The organism is Pseudomonas sp. PDM02, assembly GCF_014852285.1.
GTDB classification, from domain to species: domain Bacteria; phylum Pseudomonadota; class Gammaproteobacteria; order Pseudomonadales; family Pseudomonadaceae; genus Aquipseudomonas; species Aquipseudomonas migulae.
Genome location: NZ_JACVBL010000017.1, coordinates 61873 through 83929 on the forward strand (window position 1 = coordinate 61873; position 22057 = coordinate 83929).

General features: G+C 57.1%; 19 protein-coding genes. 16 read left to right on the forward strand and 3 right to left on the reverse strand.

Annotated features, from left to right (window positions below):
• The first annotated feature begins 1 nt into the window (after nt 1).
• The 3 genes from IB245_RS25390 (at nt 2) to IB245_RS25400 (ending at nt 3524) form a co-directional block, all read left to right on the forward strand.
• Nucleotides 2–1120, forward strand: a complete 1119-nt coding sequence (locus IB245_RS25390) for a hypothetical protein (protein ID WP_192229038.1) — start codon at nt 2–4, stop codon at nt 1118–1120.
• A gap of 20 nt (nt 1121–1140) precedes the next feature.
• Nucleotides 1141–2706 carry a GumC family protein gene (locus tag IB245_RS25395; protein ID WP_008041067.1) on the forward strand — a complete coding sequence of 522 codons (1566 nt, stop codon included), beginning with the start codon at nt 1141–1143 and terminating at the stop codon, nt 2704–2706.
• 86 nt (nt 2707–2792) lie between these two features.
• A complete protein-coding gene (locus IB245_RS25400; protein WP_223437084.1) occupies nt 2793–3524 on the forward strand; it encodes a CpsD/CapB family tyrosine-protein kinase in 732 nt (243 codons plus the stop codon).
• Between the two features lie 46 nt (nt 3525–3570).
• On the opposite strand, the gene galE is transcribed toward IB245_RS25400, so the two are convergent.
• The 3 genes from galE to IB245_RS25415 are packed head-to-tail and all read right to left on the reverse strand — an operon-like array spanning nt 3571 to nt 8739.
• Nucleotides 3571–4548 (reverse strand): UDP-glucose 4-epimerase GalE, encoded by a 978-nt coding sequence (gene galE, locus IB245_RS25405; protein WP_192229039.1) that lies wholly within the window; start codon nt 4546–4548, stop codon nt 3571–3573.
• Between the two features lie 43 nt (nt 4549–4591).
• The gene (locus IB245_RS25410; protein ID WP_192229040.1) at nt 4592–7207 is read right to left on the reverse strand and encodes a cellulase family glycosylhydrolase; all 2616 of its coding nucleotides are present in this window, start codon (nt 7205–7207) and stop codon (nt 4592–4594) included.
• Nucleotides 7208–7212: 5 nt separating this feature from the next.
• On the reverse strand, nt 7213–8739 hold the full coding sequence (locus tag IB245_RS25415) for an O-antigen ligase family protein (RefSeq protein ID WP_192229041.1): 1527 nt from the start codon (nt 8737–8739) through the stop codon (nt 7213–7215).
• Between the two features lie 95 nt (nt 8740–8834).
• On the opposite strand from IB245_RS25415, the gene IB245_RS25420 reads away from it, so the two are divergent.
• The 13 genes from IB245_RS25420 (at nt 8835) to IB245_RS25480 (ending at nt 21955) form a co-directional block, all read left to right on the forward strand.
• Nucleotides 8835–10211, forward strand: a complete 1377-nt coding sequence (locus IB245_RS25420) for an oligosaccharide flippase family protein (RefSeq protein ID WP_192229042.1) — start codon at nt 8835–8837, stop codon at nt 10209–10211.
• Nucleotides 10212–10263: 52 nt separating this feature from the next.
• Nucleotides 10264–10458 carry a hypothetical protein gene (locus tag IB245_RS25425; RefSeq protein ID WP_192229043.1) on the forward strand — a complete coding sequence of 65 codons (195 nt, stop codon included), beginning with the start codon at nt 10264–10266 and terminating at the stop codon, nt 10456–10458.
• Nucleotides 10455–11918 (forward strand): GMC oxidoreductase, encoded by a 1464-nt coding sequence (locus tag IB245_RS25430; RefSeq protein ID WP_192229044.1) that lies wholly within the window; start codon nt 10455–10457, stop codon nt 11916–11918. The genes IB245_RS25425 and IB245_RS25430 overlap by 4 nt, the downstream gene beginning before the upstream one ends.
• A 75-nt stretch (nt 11919–11993) precedes the next feature.
• Nucleotides 11994–12605 (forward strand): acyltransferase, encoded by a 612-nt coding sequence (locus IB245_RS25435; RefSeq protein ID WP_192229045.1) that lies wholly within the window; start codon nt 11994–11996, stop codon nt 12603–12605.
• A complete protein-coding gene (locus tag IB245_RS25440; RefSeq protein ID WP_008041076.1) occupies nt 12602–13558 on the forward strand; it encodes a glycosyltransferase family 2 protein in 957 nt (318 codons plus the stop codon). The genes IB245_RS25435 and IB245_RS25440 overlap by 4 nt, the downstream gene beginning before the upstream one ends.
• An 8-nt stretch (nt 13559–13566) precedes the next feature.
• Nucleotides 13567–14091, forward strand: coding sequence for a serine O-acetyltransferase (locus IB245_RS25445; RefSeq protein WP_008033928.1), 525 nt, complete (start codon nt 13567–13569; stop codon nt 14089–14091).
• 43 nt (nt 14092–14134) lie between these two features.
• Nucleotides 14135–15112 (forward strand): glycosyltransferase family 2 protein, encoded by a 978-nt coding sequence (locus tag IB245_RS25450; RefSeq protein ID WP_192229090.1) that lies wholly within the window; start codon nt 14135–14137, stop codon nt 15110–15112.
• Between the two features lie 7 nt (nt 15113–15119).
• Nucleotides 15120–16055 (forward strand): DUF535 family protein, encoded by a 936-nt coding sequence (locus tag IB245_RS25455; RefSeq protein WP_192229046.1) that lies wholly within the window; start codon nt 15120–15122, stop codon nt 16053–16055.
• Nucleotides 16056–16130: 75 nt separating this feature from the next.
• A complete protein-coding gene (locus tag IB245_RS25460; protein WP_192229047.1) occupies nt 16131–17333 on the forward strand; it encodes a glycosyltransferase in 1203 nt (400 codons plus the stop codon).
• Nucleotides 17330–18517: a glycosyltransferase family 2 protein gene (locus tag IB245_RS25465; protein ID WP_192229048.1), complete on the forward strand. Its 1188-nt coding sequence runs from the start codon at nt 17330–17332 to the stop codon at nt 18515–18517. Before IB245_RS25460 ends, IB245_RS25465 begins: the two co-directional genes overlap by 4 nt.
• Entirely contained in the window at nt 18517–19251 is a 735-nt protein-coding gene (locus tag IB245_RS25470) for a WecB/TagA/CpsF family glycosyltransferase (RefSeq protein WP_192229049.1), read from the forward strand. Before IB245_RS25465 ends, IB245_RS25470 begins: the two co-directional genes overlap by 1 nt.
• Nucleotides 19252–19674: 423 nt before the next feature.
• Nucleotides 19675–20760 (forward strand): hypothetical protein, encoded by a 1086-nt coding sequence (locus IB245_RS25475; protein ID WP_412548047.1) that lies wholly within the window; start codon nt 19675–19677, stop codon nt 20758–20760.
• 58 nt (nt 20761–20818) lie between these two features.
• Nucleotides 20819–21955 (forward strand): glycosyltransferase 61 family protein, encoded by a 1137-nt coding sequence (locus tag IB245_RS25480; RefSeq protein ID WP_192229050.1) that lies wholly within the window; start codon nt 20819–20821, stop codon nt 21953–21955.
• Nucleotides 21956–22057 lie beyond the last annotated feature (102 nt).

The following is a 22057-nucleotide window of genomic DNA, read 5'->3' on the forward strand; positions in this document are numbered from 1 at the left end:
CTTGCTTGCTCTTCGAACTACCGGGGTTGCCACTGCAACCCTGATTCTGTCGTGTTCCGGTGTGGCCCATGCGGCGACCTGGCAATCATCAATCGCGGTGCCTTCGACTGTCGAGTACGACAGCAATCCACTGTTGCTCACGAGTGGCGAGCAGGGTGTGACCCGCACCATCATCGCTCCCGAGTACGGCCTTGTCGGTACTTCCGGTCGGGATGAGTTTCAATTCGGTCTCGGTGTATACGTCGTGCGTTCTTCCGATACCGACATCGTGACGGATCGTGAAGACCCCCGATTGAAACTGGGGTGGCAGCGGGAAACCGAAACGGGCGGTTTTGGACTCACGGCCAAGTATGAAGAGAGTTCAACGCTCTCTACTGCCGTACAGGAAACCGGCGTGGTAGCAACCGACGGCACGCAAAAGCTGTATACCCTGGGCGGCAACTGGCATACGGCTCTCAGCGAGCGAAGTACGTTGCTCAACGAGACTGACTACACTCATGTCACTTACGACATTCCGACCCTGATCAACTACGACGAACTGGCCACCCGCTTGACGTGGAGCTACGCGTGGAGCGAGCAGACCGAGGTGTTCACCCGTTTGGGCGTCAGGCGCTATGAGCCTGAGAAGGGCTCTGCAGTGGCGTCCTCCTCAAACAGCTATACACCCACGGTCGGCGTGAACTTCCAGCTCTCCGAGCAGTTCAAGGGGACGGTATACGCGGGCGTCAATCAGGTTTCCGGCTCGGGTGACGGCCCCAAGGGGCAGGGCGGATTGACCTTGCAATACACCGGCGAGCGGTTTGATGCAATCGTCGACGCCGGTCGCAGTACGGTCGCCAGCGGTGACGGCGGGTTCGTCGAGGCGGATAACCTGAAGGGAACATTCAGTTACGCCATCGATGAGATCCGACGCACCGGTTTTGATGCCTCCTGGCAGGACACCAAAGGCCAGACGCCGAACACTTTGCTTAATTACAGTGCCTGGATCAGTCAAGAACTCTCGCCTTTTTGGATTGCGCGCCTATCCTTCACGTACAAGGAGCGTCAGCAGGACGGCTTGCCGGATGCCAGCGCAAATATTGTCGGGATGACACTGATTTACAGTTACCCCGGTCTCTGAAATTCAGTTGTGTGAGAAATATGGCCTCTGAATACGAAATGTCGGTCAACGACTACATCGCCATCGTCAAACACCACGCCGTGCTGTTGATCGTGAGTTGCGCAGCCATACTTGGCGTGAGCATCGCGGTCGCGATGTCGCTGCCGCCCACGTTCGAGTCCTCTGGCACGATCCTGATCGAGTCGCAGCAGATCTCGCCTGAACTGGTCGCGACAAACAACGGCACCTTTGCCGATGAGCGCATCGAAGTCATTCGCCAGCGTGTGATGACCCGGGAGAATCTTTTAGCGATCATCGACAAATACAACTTGTTCTCTTCTCAAGGCCGGCAGTTGAGCGTTTCCGAGAAAATCGATGAAATGCGCAATACGATCGGGGTCACCCTGGTCAGCGCCGCGGTCAAGGGTCGCGGGGAAGTGACGATTGCGTTTCGTCTTTCCTTTGAGCACCGCCAACCAGAGATTGCCAACAAAGTGGCCAACGAGCTGGTGACGCTGTTCCTGAATGAAAACATCCGGCAGCGCACCGAGCGCGCCAATGAAAACACAGAGTTCGCAAAGCAGGAGGCGGACAAGCTCGAGGTTGCCCTGAATGCCCAGGACAGTCGCGTGGCGAAATACAAGGAGGAGCACAGCAAATCGCTGCCCGAGAATCGGGAATTGCTCACGAACATGTTGACCCGCGCCGAAAACGACCTCAAGGAAGTCGATCGTGACTACAAGGCTGCCCGTGAGGATTTGCGCTTCAATGAGTTGGAGCTTGTCGCCGCCAATGCCGGCGTAGCGACCAAGCCTGGCGTGGCGGGTGCAGCCGCTGACAAACCGCAGGATCTGGGCAGCCTCAAGGCGGAATACGTCCGTTTGCTGACGCTGTATACCGAAGCCCACCCCGATGTGCGTGCCGTGAAACGCAAGATTGCGGCACTTGAGGCGAACAAGTCGGTGGCGGGGAGTTCGGTAGTGTCCGTCAGTATGGATGTAGCGAAGGCTCAGGCGCGGATCGCGGCCACCGACGCACGTATCAAGTCGCTGGCCGATCAGAAGCAGCAGACGCAGCAGAAAATAGCCGAATACGAAGCGCAGATTATTGAAATGCCACAAGTCGAGCGCGGCCTGATCACGCTGATGCGTGACCATGACAACGCGAAAAAGAAATACGAGGAAATGCGCGCCAAGGAGATGAATGCGAGAATTTCCGAAAGCCTGGAACAGGAAAACAAAGCCGAGCGTTTTGTTCTCCTGGAGTCGCCGCTGATGCCTGAAAAACCGGTACGGCCGAACCGCAAGAAAGTGGTTGCCATGGGCTTCGTGCTTGCCCCTGTGGGCGCTGGCGCATTGGTGATGCTCCTGGAAATGCTGACTCAGCGTGTGCGCGGAGCTGAAGCCCTGGGTAGCGTGTTGGGGCGGCGTGTACTGGTTGCCATTCCCTACATTCACACCAAGGCGGAGCTGGCGAATCGCAAGAGGTGGCGAACGCGCTTGATCATCTGTGGGATAGTGGCATTCGTGATCTTTCTGGTGCTCGTGCACTTCCTCTACATGCCACTGGATCTTTTGATTTTTAAAGCTTTGGGCCGGTTTGCATAAGGAATACAGCCATGGAATTTAACAAGACCGATACCGAAGATGATGAAAAACAGTCGTCCTCGGCCCTCGTGGCCACGCCAAAAGCCATGACCGCAACCGGGCACTCTGCAGGTCTGAATGCGCTCAGTTATGTGCAAACCAAAGTTGTGCCTTTGCGCCCGGATCATCTCGAGCGTAACCGCATTGTGGCGTACAACAAGAACTCGAACATGGGCGGGGCGTTCGATCTGCTGCGCACGCAAGTTCTGAAAATCATGGAAGAAAACGGCTGGCGTACGCTTGCCATCACCTCGCCGACGCCGGAGGCAGGCAAGACGGTCCTGGCGATCAACCTGGCAATGAGCATCGCCCATCACACCACCAAGACTGCATTGCTGGTGGATTTTGACCTGCGCCGTCCGACAGTGGGTGCCTGCCTGGGTCTGCCGATGGATAAATCGCTCAATGAGTACCTGGCCGACGAAGCGGAACTGCAAGAGGTTCTGGTCAACCCGACCTTGCCGCGTTTTGTCGTCCTGCCGACCCGTAAGCCGATTCCTCTCTCCACCGAGGTGTTGTCATCGCCCGCAGTGACCCATTTGATCAGTGATCTGCGTGAACGCTACAACTCGCGTATCGTGATTTTCGACTTGCCGCCAATCCTCAGCTCGGACGATGTCATTACCGTCCTGCCGAAATTCGACTGCGTCCTGCTCGTGGTCGCCAACGGCATGAACAGCAAGAAAGAGATCGAGGAAAGCCTGCATCACCTGGGCTCAGCCAATCTGATTGGCACGGTGCTGAACAAAGCCGAACCACAAAACCGCTCTTACTACTAGCGCGTCACCCTTCGGCGCGTGGCGCGTTATGCGCCAGCGCCGACTGTCAGTGCCAAGGGTGCTTCTGCTCCCACTTCCAGGCGTGCGTCACGATCTCTTCAAGCGAGGCAAATTGAGTTTGCCAGCCCAGTATTGCGTTGGCCTTTCGAGGGTCGGCCACCAGCCGTGGCGGGTCGCCGGCACGGCGGGGCGCGTCACTGATGCAGAAGTCCTGGCCGGTGACGCGACGCACAGTGTCTATCACTTCCTGTACTGAAAACCCTTGGCCGTTACCGAGGTTGAACGCCGTGCTTGCGCCACCGGCCAGCAGATAATCCACGGCAAGTGCGTGAGCGGCAACGAGATCGACCACGTGGACGTAGTCGCGAATACAGGTGCCGTCCGGCGTGTCGTAATCCCGACCAAACACGGTGATGGATTCGCGTCGGCCCGAGGCCGCTTGCAGGATCAGTGGCAGCAGGTGGGTTTCCGGTTCATGGCGTTCACCCAGCTGTCCTTCAGGGTCGGCGCCGGCGGCATTGAAGTAGCGCAGGCACACCGATTTAAGACCGTAGGCGCGGTCGAAGTCTTCCAGTATCTGCTCCACCATCCACTTGCTGCGGCCATAAGGGTTGATGGCGGCCTTGGGATGTTCTTCGTCGATGGGCACGTATACCGGGTCACCATAGACGGCGGCGGTCGAGGAAAAAACCAAGTGTTTGACCTTCGCGCGCACCATGGCTTGTAGCAGCGTCAGCGTAGCGGCGAGGTTGTTCCGGTAATACTTGGCTGGCTCGGTGACGGATTCGCCGACCTGGATAAATGAAGCGAAGTGGAACACCGCATCAAAATGTTCAGCAGCAAAAACATCGTCCAGGGCTTGCGCGTCGGCGATGTCCAGTTCGACCAGCTTTCCGCCCGGCAAGGCGCTGCGGTAGCCGGTGGAAAAATTGTCTGCCACCACCAGCTCGTGACCCGCACGCAGCAATTGTTTCACCATGTGCGAGCCGATGTAGCCTGCGCCGCCAATCACCAAAAACTTCATCCTGACCTCCTGGAAACTGTTCCTGTGCAAGCGGATTGCAGCGTCAGCGAGTGGCGTTTTTTCTCAAAAACAACCAATTGGACGCCTGCAGGTCGTGGAACTTGATCGTATAGCGTCCATCCACATAGGTTGCGGGCAGTTTCTTCATTTGTGCGAGCGTGCCGTTAGTAAAGAGCGTCAGGCCAGGCGGCGCCTGGAGGCTCAGCGTGCCCTCCAGAGGCTCCACATAAAACGGTGTTTTGTCGTCTTCCTTGGGGATGGCGCGGGTGCCCAATGAAATCAGCAAATCCTTCGATTGTGCGACGGGTGCGTTGTCCAGACTCTGCACCACCACACTGGCATTCGCCGTTTTCACTTGCACCTTGATGTTGCCCAGGCTGATCGATTCGCCGCCGATCCAGCCGGTGACAGCCTGGGTACGGGGTGTATCGATGGTGTAGATGCCTTGTTTCCAGTTGCGCTTGAGCTCGCCCGTATCCGTCGTGGACTCGCTGGCATTGGCGTCCAGCAACGACTGGTCAGGGTCATGAAACACCTTGGCAGTGCTCGGGATAATGCTCGGCTGCAACCAGGCCAGTTCCGGCGTTTGTGGCATGGCGATTTGCAGCTTGCCTATCTCCATCGCCGTGCGCAGCAGTACAGAATTGGCCGGTGACACGGGTTTGTTGAACAGGGTGTCGGGCGTCGGTGCGAAGACGTACGTCGTGTTGGCTTCGCTGACGTCACCGCGACGATAGAGCAAGGCGGCGGCGGGCAGGGTGGCCAGCATGGCGGGGTCGTTGTAGGCGTGCCAGTTATCGGCCGTTACCCAGTCGCCGTCGAATGATTGCTGGCTGTAGGCATATTGCATCAGCGCGTCCCAGCCTTGGTGGCTGGCGGTGCCGGCGACATAGAGTGGCAACGAGTGGCGGTCGGGTGTCGGGAATGGTTCGTTGTTCCACTCGGTGACGGTCAGGGGTTTGCCTGTCACCTGGCCGGCGGCGATCCAGTCGATGATGCCGGCGGAGGTGAGCGGGTTTTTCTCCAGCTGGCCCGCGCCGCCGTAGCTGTGAACGTCGATGACATCACCGCTGGTCAAGGCCGGCAATGAGCTCAGGCCGTCACCTCCCCAACTGCTGGTGGTGGCAATGGGCACCTTCACGCCGAGGTCGCGCAGATGCTGAATCATCTCTACGTTGAAACGCTGTTCCAGATCGTTAAGGAACAGTTTGGAGGGGCCATGCTCCCACGAACGCCAGGTCAGTCCTTGCGATAGATTGTGCTGGCTGGCAAAGACATCGGCCTGGTTTTTGTAGAGCTTCCAGTGCTTGGGAACTCCCTTGTCTCGCAACAGGGCATTGCCGAAGTGTTGAGTGACGTCGTTTTCGTTGGTGATCAGGACGGCGGCGATTGCCGGCTCGTCTTTGTAGGCGAGGCCGGTAAAGGGATTTACGTGGGTCATGTAGGCTTCGGTGAAGCGTTTCATGGCCTGCTGAATGGTGATGTTTACATACGCGTAACCCTTGAGGCTGGCGTTGTTCTGCTCATTTTTTGGCAGCTCATCGAAGGCAAAAATGTTGTCCTTCGGCATAAGGGCTCGCTCGACGTGCATGTCGAGCCAGACATAAATGCCTTCGTCTTTCAGACACTTGATCCACCAGTCGATTTTTTTCAGCGACTGCGCGCTGAGTTGCTGAGTGTCATGCGTGAGGTCGCGCTCGCCAAAAATGTTCGGGTTGACCCAGGGTGAGTCATGGTGGTGCAGTCGCACGAGGTTGAAACCGAGTGCCGACAGGCGTTTGGCTTGCTGCTTGATTGCATCGTCGGACGTTTGGAACAGCGCGTAGGACGTGATGTTGGTGCCCCAGAAACGCGCCGGGGTGTTGTCGGCGAACATCAGCTGCTCGCCGGACGCTTTGACGAAACCGCGCTTGCCCGCAGGTTTTTCGCCAGCATTGAGAAACGACAGATCGACCGGTGAGGTTTTTATGTCGATGTTGTCGTTCGGCCAACGTGTCGGGTCCGTCAGGCCAAAGCGCTCGGTCAGGGTCGGGCCGAGTGTCACATCACCCGAGACGCTCAGGGTGGCTTTGATGTTTTGCTGGCCGGGCCTGATCGTGCTTTTGTAGAAAAAAGCGCGCACCTCGGATCGGTCGCCGGGTTCAAAATAGACACTCGCCAGTGCCGGCTCAAAACGCATCTCGATGCGTCGTCCTTGTGCGTTTCCCCAGGCCCAGCCGCTGTTGTCGGGGAGCAGCACCGGTTCGCCCATTTCTGCCGCGAACAGTGCCGGGTCAAACTTGAAGACGATGCCCCCGCCCATTACACCCGACTTCGTGCTGTGCGCATCGAGGGCAAAGTTCCAGGTCAGCTTTTGCTCGCCGTCCTTTTGAATCTGCGCCGTCAAGTCGAAGTCCAGGTCTTTGTTCTGGCCTTCCAGGGAGTAACTGTGGGGGGCGTTTGCCTTGAACCGGGACGCAAAATACAACCACTCCCAGTTGCTTCCCCAGAAGGTGAATGTCGATGCCAAGACGGGGCTGCCACCGCGTGTCAGCATCGGCAGGCCGCTGCGCTCATCCACGCTCGCGACCCAGTCCGACGCCCAGCTCCTGAACGGCCAGATGGCAACGCACAGGAGCGCGATGAGCAGCAGAGGTGTGCGGCGAAACAAGCTGGGCATTGGCATTACCGAAGTTGAGGATGGGCACTTACAGCGGTTGCAGGTGAGGTTTGCCTGAGCTTGCGAACCATCTGGACATAGGCAACGCCCAGCCCGGCCACCGACCAATACACCACGGGGATTACCGTGATGCTGCTGACGGTAACGATGGTCACCAATATGCCCGCCAGCGTCGCGAAGAGTGCACGCCCCAGTCGGCGCGTCTCATCGTCCTTGTCGGAGAAAGAACGCATTGCCTTGCGCAGACCGAAGAGCACCGTGGCGAAAAAAGCCACGAACAGTGTCAGCCCGATCAACCCGACCTGCAGCGCCACGTTGATGTAGGTGTTCACGATATCGATGATGCCCTGGCCCTGAATCATGGACTGCATTTCCGGCGTGTTGCGGAAGTCGAAAGCGCCGAACAAGGGGTTGCGCTGGATCACGATCATTGCGTTATCGATCAAGCGTTGCCGGTACGTGATGTTCTCTACTTCGATCGTGCCTAAGAACGGTAGCAGGTCCAGCACTTTTTGCCCGCCAGGCACGACCGCCAGCAAGGACAGGGCGAGCACGCCGACCAACGCCAGCAGAATCAGGCGTTTGAAAGCGCTGCGGCCGGTGGCGATGAAGGTTGCGATCATGACGGCGGCCCCGATCCACGGGCCGCGCGACAGCGGTGCAAACAACCCGCCGGCCAGCAACAGTGCGCCGAGGCGGCGCTGGAACTTGCTGCGCACGTTTTCCTGCAGATACATATAAAAGCCGATGGCTGTGCTGATCACGAAGCCCAGCGCAATCGCCTGGCCGGTCGTGGCGCTGGCGCGCAATGAACCGCCACGGTTCAGGTATCCGGACATTTCCCATTGTATGCCCAAGGCATCGATCAACGCGCTGTACAGCAGCCAGCTGCGGGCAAATTCGAACAGGCCAATAATCGACAACACCATGGAGGCGAGGACAAAGGCCAACAGTGCGTCCTTGAAGTCGCTGAGGTTTTTCAGTGCCCGGCTGGCCACGTAGTACGGCAGAAAAACTTCGATGAACATGTAGAGCGCTTGGCGCAAGGTGTCGGTGGGCGTGGTTTCGCGCAGCAACAGCAGGCTCGCCAGCAGGATGTTGGCGGCCAACAGTTTGTCAGGCCAGGTCCGCCCGAATGCCAGCGTGTCTGCACGCTGGCGCAGCACAAAAAACGCCGGCAGCAAAACGCACAAGGACAGCAGGCGAATATGGTTGAGATCGAAAAAGTAGTTGATCACGCCCAAGCCTGGAATCTGCGCCGAGGCCGGCGGGACCAGAAACAGCAGAAAGAAGAACAGCGCGATGGGGTTGCGCTCGCGTTTTCCCGCGACGGTCATGATGACGGCGGCAACGGCTGCATACACCCAGAAGCTGTGCGAGACGAAGACCAGGAGCGTCAACACGAACCACAGATTGCGGCGACGCGTGAAGTCGCTGTAGGGGATAAGGTCCGCTGCAGCCCGGCGTGAAAGGGTAAAAACGATGCCGGCCAGAACCAGAATGACGGTTAACGCGCGTAAGTGCTCAGGCATGAGTTTTTAAACTTATTGAGTGGTGAGCGAAGCATAGTGGATTGCCTGATTGCGGCTATAGTAACGTTCGTGCCACAGAGTCCGGGATTGATGTTATGCCTTCAGTTGATATATCGCCATCGTTGAGCCTGCGCAAGCGAGCGATATTCGCCGGAGCATGGAATCTCGGAGCACTTGTCACCTCTCAAGCCGTGCGCCTGGGCGGCAACCTGATCATGGCTCGCCTGCTGATGCCGGAGATGTTCGGCATCATGATTATCGCTACCACCGTTTCGGTCGTTATCCATTTGCTTTCCGATGTGGGCTTGCGCCAGAACATCATCCAGAGCCCGCGTGGTGACGATCCGGTATTTCTCAATACCGTCTGGACCGTGCAGATCGTGCGCGGTTTTATCCTTTTTGCCTCGACGCTTCTGATTGCAGGCCTGGCCTGGTTCGCGCAGGTCATCAATCTGTGGTCGCCTGGATCCACCTATGCCGCACCGGAGTTGCCGCTGGTGTTGGCCATTACTGGCTTGTCCGCGCTCATCTATGGTTTTCAGTCGACAAAGGTCGACGTGGCCGTTCGTGCATTCCAGCAAAAGAAAGTCGTGCTCGCCGAGTTTGCGTCCCAGATTTCCGGCCTGCTGGTGATGCTGGTTATCGGCTACTTCACCCGGTCTATCTGGTCACTGGTGGGGGCGGGGCTGGTTTCCGCCCTGGTCAGTCTGCTTCTGGGGCATTTCTGGTTTAAGGGCCCGCATAACCGTCTGCAGTGGGATCGCAGTGCGCTCCAGGAGCTGGTCGTCTTCGGGCGCTGGATATTGTTGTCGTCGGCAGTGGGCGTATTGGCCATGAATGGCGATCGCATCTGGTTCGGCGGCAGCATGTCGGCCGCCGAACTGGGCGTCTACTCCATTGCCGTGCTGATTCTGGGGGCTATTACTCTCGGCGCGCAGAGGCTGGTTGGCGCCGTGGCGTTGCCAGCTTTCAGCGAGGCGGCAAGAAGCAATGACACCGTACGGCTGCGCGCTTTGTATGACCGCTTCAGACTGATTATCGACATCGCCTTGCTGTTTATTTGCGGGCTGTTGTGGGTCATCAGCCCTCTCATCATTCACTGGTTATACGATGAGCGTTATGCCGAGGCCGGCAACATGATGTCCGTGCTCTCACTGTCTTTCTTCATCTTGCGCTATGGCGTGGCGCATCAAGCCTGGCTTGCCTTGGGGCTCACGAAGTACCAGGCCATGGATAACATTATTCGCGCCATCTCGTTATGGGTGTTACTGCCGCTGCTGCTGGCCGTTGGCGGCGTGAAATATGCAATTTGGGGTGTCGCGCTGCATACGTTTCCTACACTTGTGCTAATTGTTTATGTGAACCGTCGTGTGGGGCTGTTCAATCTCAAACGAGAGCTGGCTGTACTGCCAATGGTGCTGGTAGGCGTCGGGTTTGGGGAGTTAGTGTTGGGCCTTGCCAATTGGCTTTGACTTGATTCAAGTCTTTTGCAGTCTTCAATTTCAATGTCGGGGAGCTTGAAGCATGAGTGAACTTGATTTGAATATCTCCGCGATGGGGCGCAGAGAACTCCTCCAGGCGTTCGCTCTATTAAGTCTGGGGGGGATGACATTTGGACTGTCCTCGCTCCTTGCTTCGCCTTCTTCTGAAAAAAGCGGGTTTGTCGTCGTCAACGGCTGGGTGTTGCCGGCCCAGTATTTTCGGCAAACGCGAACATGATCAAAGATTACCAATCGCAGAAAGAACTCCGCGATCATTATGACTTCTGCATCATCGGGGCCGGGCCGGCGGGCATCACGCTGGCGTTGCGCCTGGCCGGGAATGGTCGGCACGTGTTGCTGATCGAGGGCGGGGGGCACGAGTATTCGCAGCCCTCGCAAACCCTTTATGACTGCCCCTCGACAGGCCTGGATGTCTACGCACATGAAACACGCCTGCGCTTTCTCGGCGGCACGTCCAACCACTGGGCGGGGCGTTGCCGTCCCTTCGAGAAGTCAGACTTCGAAATGGCTCCTCCGGTCAAACTGCCCGGCTGGCCCATCGCGTTTTCCGAGATCGAGCGTTATCTGCCAGCGGCCATGGCTATTGTGGATCTTCCGACGGATTCCGGATTCAAGGCCATTAATGCGTCCATGGATGGCAACGACTTTGACGCGGATCGTTTCCTGCTGAGCCCGCCGACACGATTTGCACAAAAATACGCCAAGGAACTTCAAGAGACCGAGGGGCTTGATGTCTTCATCAATTGCAACTGTGTCGATCTTGAGTTCGATGCCAGGACCGGCCGCATAGCCACCATCGTTGTGTCCGATTACGAGAAGCACCGGGAACGAGTGAAGGCAAAGCAATTCATTCTGGCGACGGGCGCCATCGAGAATGCCCGGCAGCTGATGAACAGCGAGTCCCTGGTATCCGCCGGCATTGTCAGCAAGGACGGTTTCGTCGGCAGATGTTTCATGGAACACCTGAACCTCGAGCTGGGCACCTTCATTCTGGGGGAGGGGCAGAGTACCGAGCCTCGGCAGTATTTCACCACCGATGCGTTTGTCGCGCACTTTCAGTCAGGTAAAGGGAACGTTTCTGCTGCGTTGCTGGCGGAGGTCAAAGCCTATGGGCGAACAGCGGCCATCAAGGGTTTTCTGGAGACCCTCGTCTGCGACGTCGGAATGGGGCACAAGATCGATTTCATTACGAATTTCAATTGCCCTGGCGACGGGGTGATTACCACCCTCATCGAACAATTTCCCAACCTTAACAGCCGCGTCAATTTGCTCGAGGCGCGAGATGCCTTGGGGATGCGCAAGGTCAACATCAACTGGGAGCTGGTCCTCGAAGACAGGCATACCATCAAATCGATAGGGCTGGAGGTGGCGAAGTGTTTTGCCGAAACGGGGTTGGGCTTCGTCAAGCTGCATGAGTACGTGTATGACGTCTCTGTGCCACTGAAAGTGACGCCCCATGCTCATCATATGGGGACTACACGGATGGCCTCGGGGCCTGAGTCCGGTGTGGTCGACGAGAACTGCAAAGTGTTCGGCACCGAGAATCTTTACGTGGCGGGCAGCAGTGTCTTTCCTACAGCCGGTGCGAGCAATCCGACCATGCCGCTTTTACAGCTTACCCTGAGGCTGGCAGATCATCTCAATCATCAAGAGGGCCCGGCGGGCAGATATTCCTGATACTACAATCAAAAAAACCGGGGTGTACTTGGCTCTGGCACGGATGAACATCGCAGAATTTGTGAGGCTGACAGGATGATAGGGCTGGCAAGACGTGCTGTAAGTTATTACGTCAACAAAACGGGGCGGGGACGCTGGCTCTTTAAACGGTTTTGTAATCCTGACGGGTTCGAGTGGGCTCGATATCTGGCGCGCTGGGGATCGCTGCATTCCGTCGGCAGCAATGTGTGGATCAATGTCGGGTGCAATATCGCTGACCCTTCGCTGGTGCGCCTCGGCAACAACATCGCTTTAGCGGATTGCACGCTGTTCTGCCACGATGGTGCCGTTTTCTTCTCCACTATCTACAACGTAAAACTCGATGCTGTCGGACCTGTCGACATCCGTGACAACTGCTTTGTCGGGCATGCTGCGATCATCATGCCGTGTGTGACCGTAGGTCCGGGTTCAATTGTCGCCGCAGGTGCTGTTGTCAGGAAAGATGTTCCGCCTGGTGTCGTGGTCGCGGGCAATCCAGCGAGGGTCATTTGTACCGTTGACGAGCTGATGAAAAAATTCGAGACGCGCTGCAACGACTATCCGTGGATGGACCTGATCAGAGAACGCAGCGGTGCCTATGATCCAGGCGTGGAGCCGGCGCTGATGGCCATGCGAGTGCAGTACTTTTTTGGCGAGTCACCCAAATGATCAATACGCCCCTTGATGTGCTGGTCGTCAACTACAACACAGCGAAGCTGTTGCAGCCGATGTTTGATGCATTGCGCCAGTCAAACAGTGCGGATCTGACGCGCTACTTGATGGTGGACAATGCCTCTGCCGACAATTCGCTGGAGTGTCTGGCCTCCATTTGCCCGGAGGCGTTGCTGCTGGCCAATGACAAAAATGTGGGCTTTGGCCGTGCCAACAATCAGTTGGTTGAACACTTGCAGGGCAAGTACGCGTTACTCCTCAATACCGACGCTTTTGTTGCCGCCGACACCCTGAACAAAACCCTCGAATACATGGAGGCTCATCCTGATTGCGGCGTGCTTGGCGTTCGGCTGGTCGGACGCGAAGGCGACTTGCAACCCTCCTGCCGCTATTTCCCCACACCGTTGAATGTCTTCCTTTCCCGTGCAGGGCTTGAGCGCTTTTTCCCGGTGGTGAAGCGGGTCGACGACATGGAATGGGATCACGACTCGGTCCGTGAATGCGACTGGGTGCCCGGCTGCTATTACCTGATTCGCCGGGAAGTCATCGACCAGGTGGGCCTGTTCGACCCGCGCTACTTCCTTTACTACGAGGAAGTTGACCACTGCAAACGCGTCAAACAGGCCGGTTGGAAGGTGGTTTTTTACCCGCATACCACGGTGGTGCATATCGGTGGTGAAAGCGCCAAAACGGTGGTTGAACTCAACGCGGTCAGTCGGCAAATACCCAGGATGCAAATCGAAAGCGAGCTGTTGTACTTCCGCAAGCACCACGGCCTGCTGGGGTTGGGCTGGCATATGTTCCTGGTTTGCCTGGGGGATCTGATTCTGGCGCTCAAGGCGCTGCTCAAAGGTCGTGGCCGAGCCGCCATCGCAGCGTGCTGGCAGCATACGCGTGCCACTTGGGCGCTGCTGCGTGAAACCCGACTCGCTACCCAACCCACACGGTAGGTCAATCAATGTTCGAGAATATACGGGCGGACTTGCGTGCCTATGGTGGTGATTGGGGCGCTCAGGGATTCTGGGTCATGCTGGTTTATCGCTTCGGGCGCTGGCGCTACGGTGTGCGCCCGGCACTGCTGCGTAAACTGCTCTCCTTTATCTATAAAGTGCTCTTCAAACTGGTGCAGATCATGACGGGCATCGAGTTGCCGTGTGAAGTCGTGGTCGGGCGCAACTTCGTCATCGATCATTTCGGCGGGATTGTGATCAGTGGCTATGCGCAGTTTGGTGATGATTGCCGGATCCGCAATGGCGTCGTCGTGGGCCTGAAAAATGTGAACGAGCCGATTGCCCCGGTGATTGGCAATAATGTGGATATCGGCACCGGGGCCAAGGTATTGGGCAACATCCGCATTGGTAACAATGTCGTGATCGGCGCCAACGCCGTGGTACTGACCGACGTACCCGACGACTCGGTGGCCGTGGGTGTGCCCGCGACCATCAAGAAAAGGAAGTCAGTAGAAACAGAGGAATACTCATGAGTTATCCGAAGGCCTGTTTCGATGGCGGCGCTGAGTGAGCGTCATGACTACCGGCATGGGTGTCGTTGTGATCGGTCGTAATGAAGGACTGCGGTTGCAGCGTTGCCTGGCGTCGCTGGTTGATGCCGCGCAGCAGGTCGTTTATGTCGACTCCGGCTCAACCGATGGTTCGGTGCCAATGGCGCAGGCGCTTGGCGTCGAAGTGGTCGAGCTGGATATGAGCATCCCCTTTACCGCTGCACGCGCGCGCAATGAAGGATTTGCCTGCGTGCAACGCGTGTTGCCTTCGCTGCGTCATGTGCAGTTCGTCGATGGTGATTGCGAGGTCGTCGGCGGCTGGCTGTCAAAGGCGCAAGCCTTTCTGGATGCGCACCCTGAGGTGGCGGTGGTGTGTGGGCGGCGCCGTGAACGCTTTCCTCAGCATTCGATTTACAACCTGTTGTGCGATCTCGAATGGGACACGCCGATAGGCGAGGCCAAGGCCTGCGGGGGCGATGCGTTGATGCGGGCTGACGCCTTCGCCGATGTGTCGGGGTTTCGCCCGGATCTGATTGCCGGGGAAGAGCCCGAGTTGTGTGTGCGGCTGCGTGCCAAGGGCTGGAAAGTCTGGCGGCTGCCTGAGGAAATGACCCTGCACGATGCGACCATGACCCGGTTCGGCCAATGGTGGAAGCGAACCCTGCGCGGCGGCTACGCTTTTGCCGAAGGTGCTTATTTGCATGGGGCGGCCCCCGAGCAGCATTGGTTGCGTGAGTCACGCCGCGCCTGGTTCTGGGGCCTGGGCATTCCGCTGGCAACTGTTCTCGCCAGCCTGGTGCTGGGAGGGGCTGGCCTGCTGTTGTTGCTGGTCTACCCATTGCAGGTCGTGCGCCTGGCCCGTCGGGGTTCGGGATCCGCGCGGGAAAACTGGTTGCAGGCATTCTTTCTGGTGCTGGGAAAATTTCCCGAGATGCTGGGGCAATTGAAGTTTCTTTTGAACAGGTTCGGCGCTCGCAAGTCCGCGTTGATCGAATACAAGTGAGACTTAAATGAATAACTGGCAACTGCTGAAAAACGCGTTTTCTTTACACGCTGGTTATTCATTGAGAGCCGTGAAAAACAAGCTCGAATTAATGATTTTAGTGGCGAAGAACTGGGCTGACCTCAAGCTGTTCACCGGGCGCATGTCGAACGCTTTGGGAAGTGCCGGTTTTGCGAAGTTGGGCGGGGATTGTATGGGGGTCGTTCATTGGCCCTACATCAGCAAAAGCTGGAACCCTCAGGACCGACTGAGTGTGTTGGCCTCGCACTATGAAGTGGTGACGAAAAGCTGTCCGCAGCTATTGCTGTTTGGTCGAAGTGAAAGTCTGGTGTTGAGTGACTTGTCGGCCTTCGCTGCCGATTGTTCCCTGGTGCTGGATCGACCCATTTGGTTTATGCGCGAAGGCGAGCTGGTGTTGAACCTGTTTCAGGGTGATTTACGCATTGCATCGATTGCGTTCACCTTGTGTTGCACTGAGGGTGAGCTGTGTATTTTCATCGGTGCCGTGCAAGGGATTCACAAAGGGGTAGAGAGCGAACGCTCCCTGGACATTTACCGGGAGCTGACAAAAAGTTTCGAAGGTCTTCGGCCACGAAGCTTTCTGATTGAAGTCATCAAATACATCGCGACCCGGATTGGCGTTGAAAAGATCTACGCAGTAAGCGATGGGTTTCGTCATCACCGACACGCCTATTTTGGTGCTGAAAAAACCCAGGACCTGGCGGCCAATTACGATGTGATCTGGCTGGAACATGGCGCGACGCCGTCAGCGCGGGAAGACTTCTTTGAAATCCCCATGGCCCCGTCGAGCAAACCGCTTGAGAGTATCGCGTCGAAAAAACGCGCCATGTACCGCAGGCGTTATGAGTTGCTGGAGGACACGTTCAAAAAGATAGACGGCGTGTTGATTGGCAGTTATAGCCACCCGCGTGGGGCTGATTGAGGTTCCAGGCCACTGAACTACCGTGGGATGCCCCGCTGTAATCATTCACCGCAACGACAGCCAGGCTTGGTGCTTATGCGTATCGCTTACTTCATCAATCAATACCCCAAAGTCAGCCATAGCTTCATTCGTCGCGAGATTCTGGCATTGGAACGTCAGGGCTTTGAAGTGCAGCGCATTGCCCTGCGCGGCTGGGATGCGCAGTTGGTGGATGCCGAGGACGTGTCCGAACAAGCCCAGACCCACTATGTGTTGCAGGGCGGAGTCAAAGCGCTGGCAGGGCCGGTGCTGCAAGTGCTGCGCGCTCAGCCTCGACGCTTTTTTTCGACGCTGTGGCTGGCGTTGCGCATGGGCCTGCGTGCCGATCGGCCGTGGCCGTATCATGTGATCTATTTGTTCGAGGCGTGCCGGTTGTTGTCCTGGTTGCAAGTGTTCGGCGCCAGGCATGTGCATGCGCATTTCGGCACCAATTCAACCGAGGTGGTGATGTTGGCCCGTGCGCTCGGCGGGCCTGCGTACAGCTTTACCGTGCACGGCCCGGAAGAGTTCGACAAACCACAATTTATCCATCTGGGCGAGAAAGTCCGGCGCGCGGCGTTTGTCGCAGCGATCAGTTCCTATGGGCGCAGCCAGTTGTTTCGCTGGGTGGAGCATGCGCATTGGGAAAAGGTCAAGGTGGTTCACTGCGGCCTGGAGCGGGCGTTTCATGAGGTGCCGGCTGTCGCTGTGCCGTCTGTGCCACGGTTGGTGTGCGTGGGGCGCTTGTGCGAGCAGAAGGGGCAACTGTTGTTGCTTGAGGCGGCGCGAAAACTGGCGGCGCAAGGCGTGGTGTTCGAGATCGTACTGGCCGGCGACGGGGAAATGCGCGCAGAGATCGAAACCCTGATTGCACGGCATGGCTTGCAGGCGCAGGTGCGCATTACCGGCTGGATCAGCAGCGATCAGGTGCGGGCGCAAATCCTGGCGGCGCGGGCCCTGGTGTTGCCGAGCTTCGCCGAGGGCTTGCCGGTGGTCATCATGGAAGCCATGGCCTTGCGCCGGCCCGTGCTGACGACCTACGTGGCGGGCATTCCCGAACTGGTGCGTCAGGGCGAGAACGGCTGGTTGTTTCCCGCGGGCGCCGTGGATGAGTTGGCGGTGGCGCTGGCCGACTGCCTCGCGCAACCTGTCGAGGTGTTGCAGCGGATGGGCGATGCCGCGTATCAGCGGGTGCTGGAGCGGCACGATATCGATACCGAAGCAGCCAAGCTGGCTGAATTGTTTAAGGCGCACGCATGATCACGTTACTGGGTTGGCTGTTCAGTGCACTGCTGATACTCATCATCCTGCCGGTGTGGGTGTTGTTCGTGCAGGTGCTGCTGGCCAGCCTGCCGGTGCGATCGCTTGCACCGGCGCAAGGATCGCGACCGAGGGTGGCGGTGCTGGTGCCGGCTCACAATGAGTCCTCGCTGATCGTCGCGACGTTAAACAGCATTCTGCCGCAACTGCTGGCGGGCGATCGCCTGGTGGTTGTCGCGGACAACTGTACTGACGACACGGCCGCGCTGGCCCGCGCCGCGGGTGCCGAGGTGGTGGAACGCAGCAATGCTCAGCAGCGAGGCAAGGGGTATGCACTGGATTTCGGGGTGCGTTACCTGGCCAGCGATGCACCGGACGTGATGATTGTTGTCGATGCCGATTCGCGGGTGGGTGAAGGCTCGATTGAGCGTTTGGCACTGTGCTGCATCGACTCCGGGCGTCCAGCACAGGCCCTGTACTTGATGCATGCGCCTGCAGGCTCCGGGTTGAAAGTGCAAATTGCCGAATTCGCCTGGTGCGTGAAGAATCAGGTGCGAGCGCAGGGATGGGCCCGACTGGGGTTGCCTTGTTCGTTGATGGGCTCGGGAATGGCGTTCGCCTGGCGGGATCTGGCGTTGATCGAATTAGCCAGTGGCCACATCGTCGAAGATTTGAAGATGGGCCTGGATTTCTGCCGAAGCGGCAAACCTCCCCTGTTTTGCCCCGATGCGTTGGTCAGCAGTGATTTTCCGCGCAGCGACGAAGGCCTGAGCATCCAGCGCACACGCTGGGAGCATGGTCATCTCGGGGTCATCCTCAGTGATGCGCCAAGGTTGCTGTTAGAGGCTATCCGCAAAGGCAACTTGAACCTTCTGGCAATGACCGCGGATTTACTGGTCCCGCCGCTGGCCTTGCTGACGTTGCTGCTGGTGGTCGCCTTCAGCCTCTCATGGCTGGTGGTGTTGCTCGGCGGCGCGTTGACGCCAGCCTTGATCGCGTCTTTCGGGCTCGCACTGTTGGGCGTGACTGTCTTGCTGGCATGGAGTCGGTTCGGTCGCGGGATCATCGCGTTTTCAGCCTTGTTGTATGCGCCGTTCTACGCGTTGAAGAAAATCCCGCTGTACATTGGTTTTGTGCTCAAGCGCCAGGTCGACTGGGTGCGTTCGAAGCGAGATGACACCTGATGAGCCCCTTATCCTGGCAGCACAACTGGCAAACCATCCTGCGCAAACTCAGGGTGGTTCGCGATGCTGGCGACGAACAACAATTGATTGATGCATTGTCCCGGTCCGAGGGGACGACAGTGCTTGGATTCGTCAATGCCCATGCCATGAACCTGGTGACGGCCAACCCCGCTTATTACGACGCGCTGTCGGCGGCTGACGTGTTGTTACGGGATGGCTCCGGCATGGCCATCCTGTATCGCCGACTCGGTCTCGAACCGGGGCTGAATATGAACGGCACCGATTTCATCCCCAAATTACTGGCCGCCTACAAGGGCCGGCGCGTGGCGTTCTGGGGGACTGAAGAGACCTTTCTGGCCAACGCGGTGCGGCATTGCGAAGCGGTGTTTGCGGTCAATGTCGTCTCTGCTCACCATGGTTTTGCAGGGGTGGATGATTACGTCAACCTTGCCCGTCAGTCACTGCCGGAACTGGTGGTGCTGGGGATGGGTATGCCCAAGCAGGAAGTCGTTGCCGCGAGACTGGCCGCCAGTGGCGTGCCATGCCTGGTGGTATGCGGTGGGGCGATCCTGGATTTTCTCGGCGGCAAGGTGACGCGAGCTCCGCAATGGGTGCGTCGCCTCGGTTGTGAGTGGGTGTTCCGGCTGCTCAGTGAGCCAAAGCGATTATTCACTCGCTATATCGTGGGTAACCCCAAGTTTTTGTTACGCACACTCATCTGTCGAAGTTCCTGACGTAACAGGAATTTGACGTCAGTTTTAATATTCGGGCTGCCTGAAAAGCACGTCTGAAATATCTTGCAAAACTCTGCGCCAGCATCTTTACTCACCCTTGTATTACCGACTCGGTGGATGAGTTGGAGCGTTTTTTTGTTAAGGTTGGAGACGAATAAATGACGTCAGAAAATCTTGATTACAGAGAGTGAATGGCGAGTTTCTCGCAAGAAAGACAGCTGGACGTACATTCAAAAAACAGCGCACATCATATTGGTAGTTATGGTTTGCCGCATATTTTGAAAAGCGTGGTGAGCTATCGACTCTCATTTCGAGTGTTTGATCTATTGGTTTGAAAACTCAAATGAACGCTTCTTGATGTGTGCTAATAAGCAAATGAACGCATATATATCAAAACTGATACACAAGTTAATGTCGCCTTCCATGCGATTTGAGCTAAGAAAAGCGCTCGCCTGGTTACGTGATATAGCCGCGCGCGCCTGTGTTTGGCGCTGGGAAATCGCCAGGTTCAAACTGCGGGAAGACAGCCGCTACGACATTCTTTACGTGGGCAGAAAATCCCAGCGGGAATTTGTGAAGGTGCTCCTGGGGGCTGAGCCTCAGGGGGTTGATAACCTGTCGAAATCAGACCGCACGGTCGTTGTCAGTGACATGCCGAGCTGGGGTGCATTGTATGTGCCGCAATACCTGAGTGCTGTCGTGCCACTGCGCAGATCCATTGATGAGATTACGGCGCGATACAACACTGAGTTACGTCGCAATCTACGCAAGAACCGGTTGCGCTACGGCATGAAGCAAGCATTGAACGATGATGAGATTGAAACGGCGGATCGGGAAATGCTTCAACCCTACGCCAGGGCTCGTCATGGCGCAGCCGCCTCGCAAATTGCATCACATGAAGTTCAGCGGGTGGCTAAAAGAGCCGGACGCCTCGATCTGGTGGTGTTGGAAGACCAGGTTGTTGCCTGCCATCTGGGGTGCGTCGTCACTCGCGCGGGCAAGCGCTATTGGAGCACCGTGCGTTTTGGCTACCCTGACGAGGTGTTTTCAGATGCCAGGAAATTACGTGAAGTCAATTCCATCACCACGTTCATGGCGCTCGAGTGGGCAATAGAAAACGGATTTGATTACTACGATATCGGGACGTGTCTGGCACGTCCGGACGACGGGCTTCTTGAGTGGAAAAGAAGGCGCGGCGGTGATGTCGATACGCTGGGAAACCATGGCTACGTGTTTGTTCGGCTGCCCAGGACCGGCGCTGCGCAGTTTCTGTGGGAGACACCACTTTTTGCTGTTGAAGGCAAACATCTGACACTTCATCTTGGAATACCCGACGGGCCAAGTGATGAAGAAGTTGCAAATCGATATCGTGAAATGGGCTTTGGGGGGCTATCCAAACTGTATCTCCATTGTTCCAGGGAGCCGGACACCGCGCTGCTCGATAACTTGCGTAGTCGCTATGCTCATTTGAAGTCGCCGCCCATTCTGCAAACTATTCTCTGCACTTGAGATATTGAAAAATAGTTGGCTGTAAATACTGTGTAATCATATTGCGCCGGGGGTGTCTATGTCGGAATTCAGCGCGTTGGCAAGTAGCGGCCCGGCGAAGTGGAGCCTGGCGGCTTATAAACACCTCTTTAAAACACGCCTTGCCCGGAAACCAGCATTAACGCTGCAAAGTATGGCAGTGAAAACCTGGGATATTGCGCCGGGTGAAGTCGCGTTTGCTCAACCCGCCTTCTTTCTTCCCAATCAACTTGAACGTGTGACGGGATGGGAAGAGCAACTTTTTTATCCCCATGAACATCCTCGTCGCACAATGGAAGGCATCGGTCGTGTTGAACATGGACCGACCCGGGGTTATTTGCTCAAAGATGTCTGGATGATCGATGGCGCGCTCTACAAAGGAAGCGCCAAATCCTGGTTGACGCCTGGCGTTGGCCGGCTGCCGGGGGTTCGCGTCGAAAACGAAATCGAGCGCGGCGCGTTGTATTGCACGGCGGGGGGCAACAAGTGGTTTGGCAGTTGGCTGACGGACGATTGCCTGACCTATTCACTGGCCTGCAACGAAGGCGTTCCAGTGACCACGGCTCCCTCCGTCAACATTGTTTCCACCACCAGGAACGGCATCCTTCACACCCCCGGTTATGAGGACTGGCTTGGCATGAAGCCGGTTCGTTTACGTAATGCGTTTTTTCGTGAACTCGTGATCTTTGACGACATAAGTCAAAATCGCCACAAGCATCTGCGCTTCCGTGCAATGGGCGAAAAGTTGCTGTCCCACGTCAACACGAGCGCTCATCCAGGCGTGTTTATCCTGAGAGGTGGTCGCGGCGATTTACGCTTGTTGCGTAACGAAATGGAGTTGGCTGAGCGTCTGCGTGATCGTCGGGGTTTTCGCATTCTCGACCCGGCGCTGTGCGATGTTGCGACCATTGTCGCGACCTGTGCCGGTGCAAGAACCGTGATAGGGGTCGAGGGCAGTCAATTGATCCATGGGGTTAATGTATTGCCGCCGGGTGGTTCGCTGCTGGTGTTGCAACCTCCTGAGCGTTTCATCTGCTATTTCAAGTACCTGACCGATCGTGACCATCAACACTTTGGTTTTGTCGTCGGTACTCCCGCGGGCAATGGTTTTACTATCGACCCCGACGAGGTCGAGCGCACGCTGGACCTGTTTCCGTCATCGTGTGGCGAAGTGTAGGAGCGAGCCTGCTCGCGATGGTCGTTAACGATAGCGCGTGTTAACTGGTTAAACGCGGTGGTCGGTCGTCCATCGCGAGCAGTCGAGCGTCGACCGGCTGCT

Excerpts from the sequence above, each read along its gene's own strand:
- IB245_RS25415 (WP_192229041.1), bottom strand. The coding sequence starts at position 8,739 with ATGCCTGAGCACTTACGCGCGTTAACCGTCATTCTGGTTCTGGCCGGC.
- IB245_RS25475 (WP_412548047.1), top strand. The coding sequence starts at position 19,675 with ATGCGATTTGAGCTAAGAAAAGCGCTCGCCTGGTTACGTGATATAGCC.
- IB245_RS25395 (WP_008041067.1), top strand. The coding sequence starts at position 1,141 with ATGGCCTCTGAATACGAAATGTCGGTCAACGACTACATCGCCATCGTC.
- IB245_RS25465 (WP_192229048.1), top strand. The coding sequence starts at position 17,330 with ATGATCACGTTACTGGGTTGGCTGTTCAGTGCACTGCTGATACTCATC.
- IB245_RS25455 (WP_192229046.1), top strand. The coding sequence starts at position 15,120 with ATGAATAACTGGCAACTGCTGAAAAACGCGTTTTCTTTACACGCTGGT.
- IB245_RS25400 (WP_223437084.1), top strand. The coding sequence starts at position 2,793 with ATGACCGCAACCGGGCACTCTGCAGGTCTGAATGCGCTCAGTTATGTG.
- IB245_RS25425 (WP_192229043.1), top strand. The coding sequence starts at position 10,264 with ATGAGTGAACTTGATTTGAATATCTCCGCGATGGGGCGCAGAGAACTC.
- IB245_RS25410 (WP_192229040.1), bottom strand. The coding sequence starts at position 7,207 with ATGCCCAGCTTGTTTCGCCGCACACCTCTGCTGCTCATCGCGCTCCTG.
- IB245_RS25470 (WP_192229049.1), top strand. The coding sequence starts at position 18,517 with ATGAGCCCCTTATCCTGGCAGCACAACTGGCAAACCATCCTGCGCAAA.
- IB245_RS25460 (WP_192229047.1), top strand. The coding sequence starts at position 16,131 with ATGCGTATCGCTTACTTCATCAATCAATACCCCAAAGTCAGCCATAGC.
- IB245_RS25435 (WP_192229045.1), top strand. The coding sequence starts at position 11,994 with ATGATAGGGCTGGCAAGACGTGCTGTAAGTTATTACGTCAACAAAACG.
- galE (WP_192229039.1), bottom strand. The coding sequence starts at position 4,548 with ATGAAGTTTTTGGTGATTGGCGGCGCAGGCTACATCGGCTCGCACATG.
- IB245_RS25420 (WP_192229042.1), top strand. The coding sequence starts at position 8,835 with ATGCCTTCAGTTGATATATCGCCATCGTTGAGCCTGCGCAAGCGAGCG.
- IB245_RS25480 (WP_192229050.1), top strand. The coding sequence starts at position 20,819 with ATGTCGGAATTCAGCGCGTTGGCAAGTAGCGGCCCGGCGAAGTGGAGC.
- IB245_RS25450 (WP_192229090.1), top strand. The coding sequence starts at position 14,135 with ATGACTACCGGCATGGGTGTCGTTGTGATCGGTCGTAATGAAGGACTG.
- IB245_RS25440 (WP_008041076.1), top strand. The coding sequence starts at position 12,602 with ATGATCAATACGCCCCTTGATGTGCTGGTCGTCAACTACAACACAGCG.
- IB245_RS25430 (WP_192229044.1), top strand. The coding sequence starts at position 10,455 with ATGATCAAAGATTACCAATCGCAGAAAGAACTCCGCGATCATTATGAC.
- IB245_RS25445 (WP_008033928.1), top strand. The coding sequence starts at position 13,567 with ATGTTCGAGAATATACGGGCGGACTTGCGTGCCTATGGTGGTGATTGG.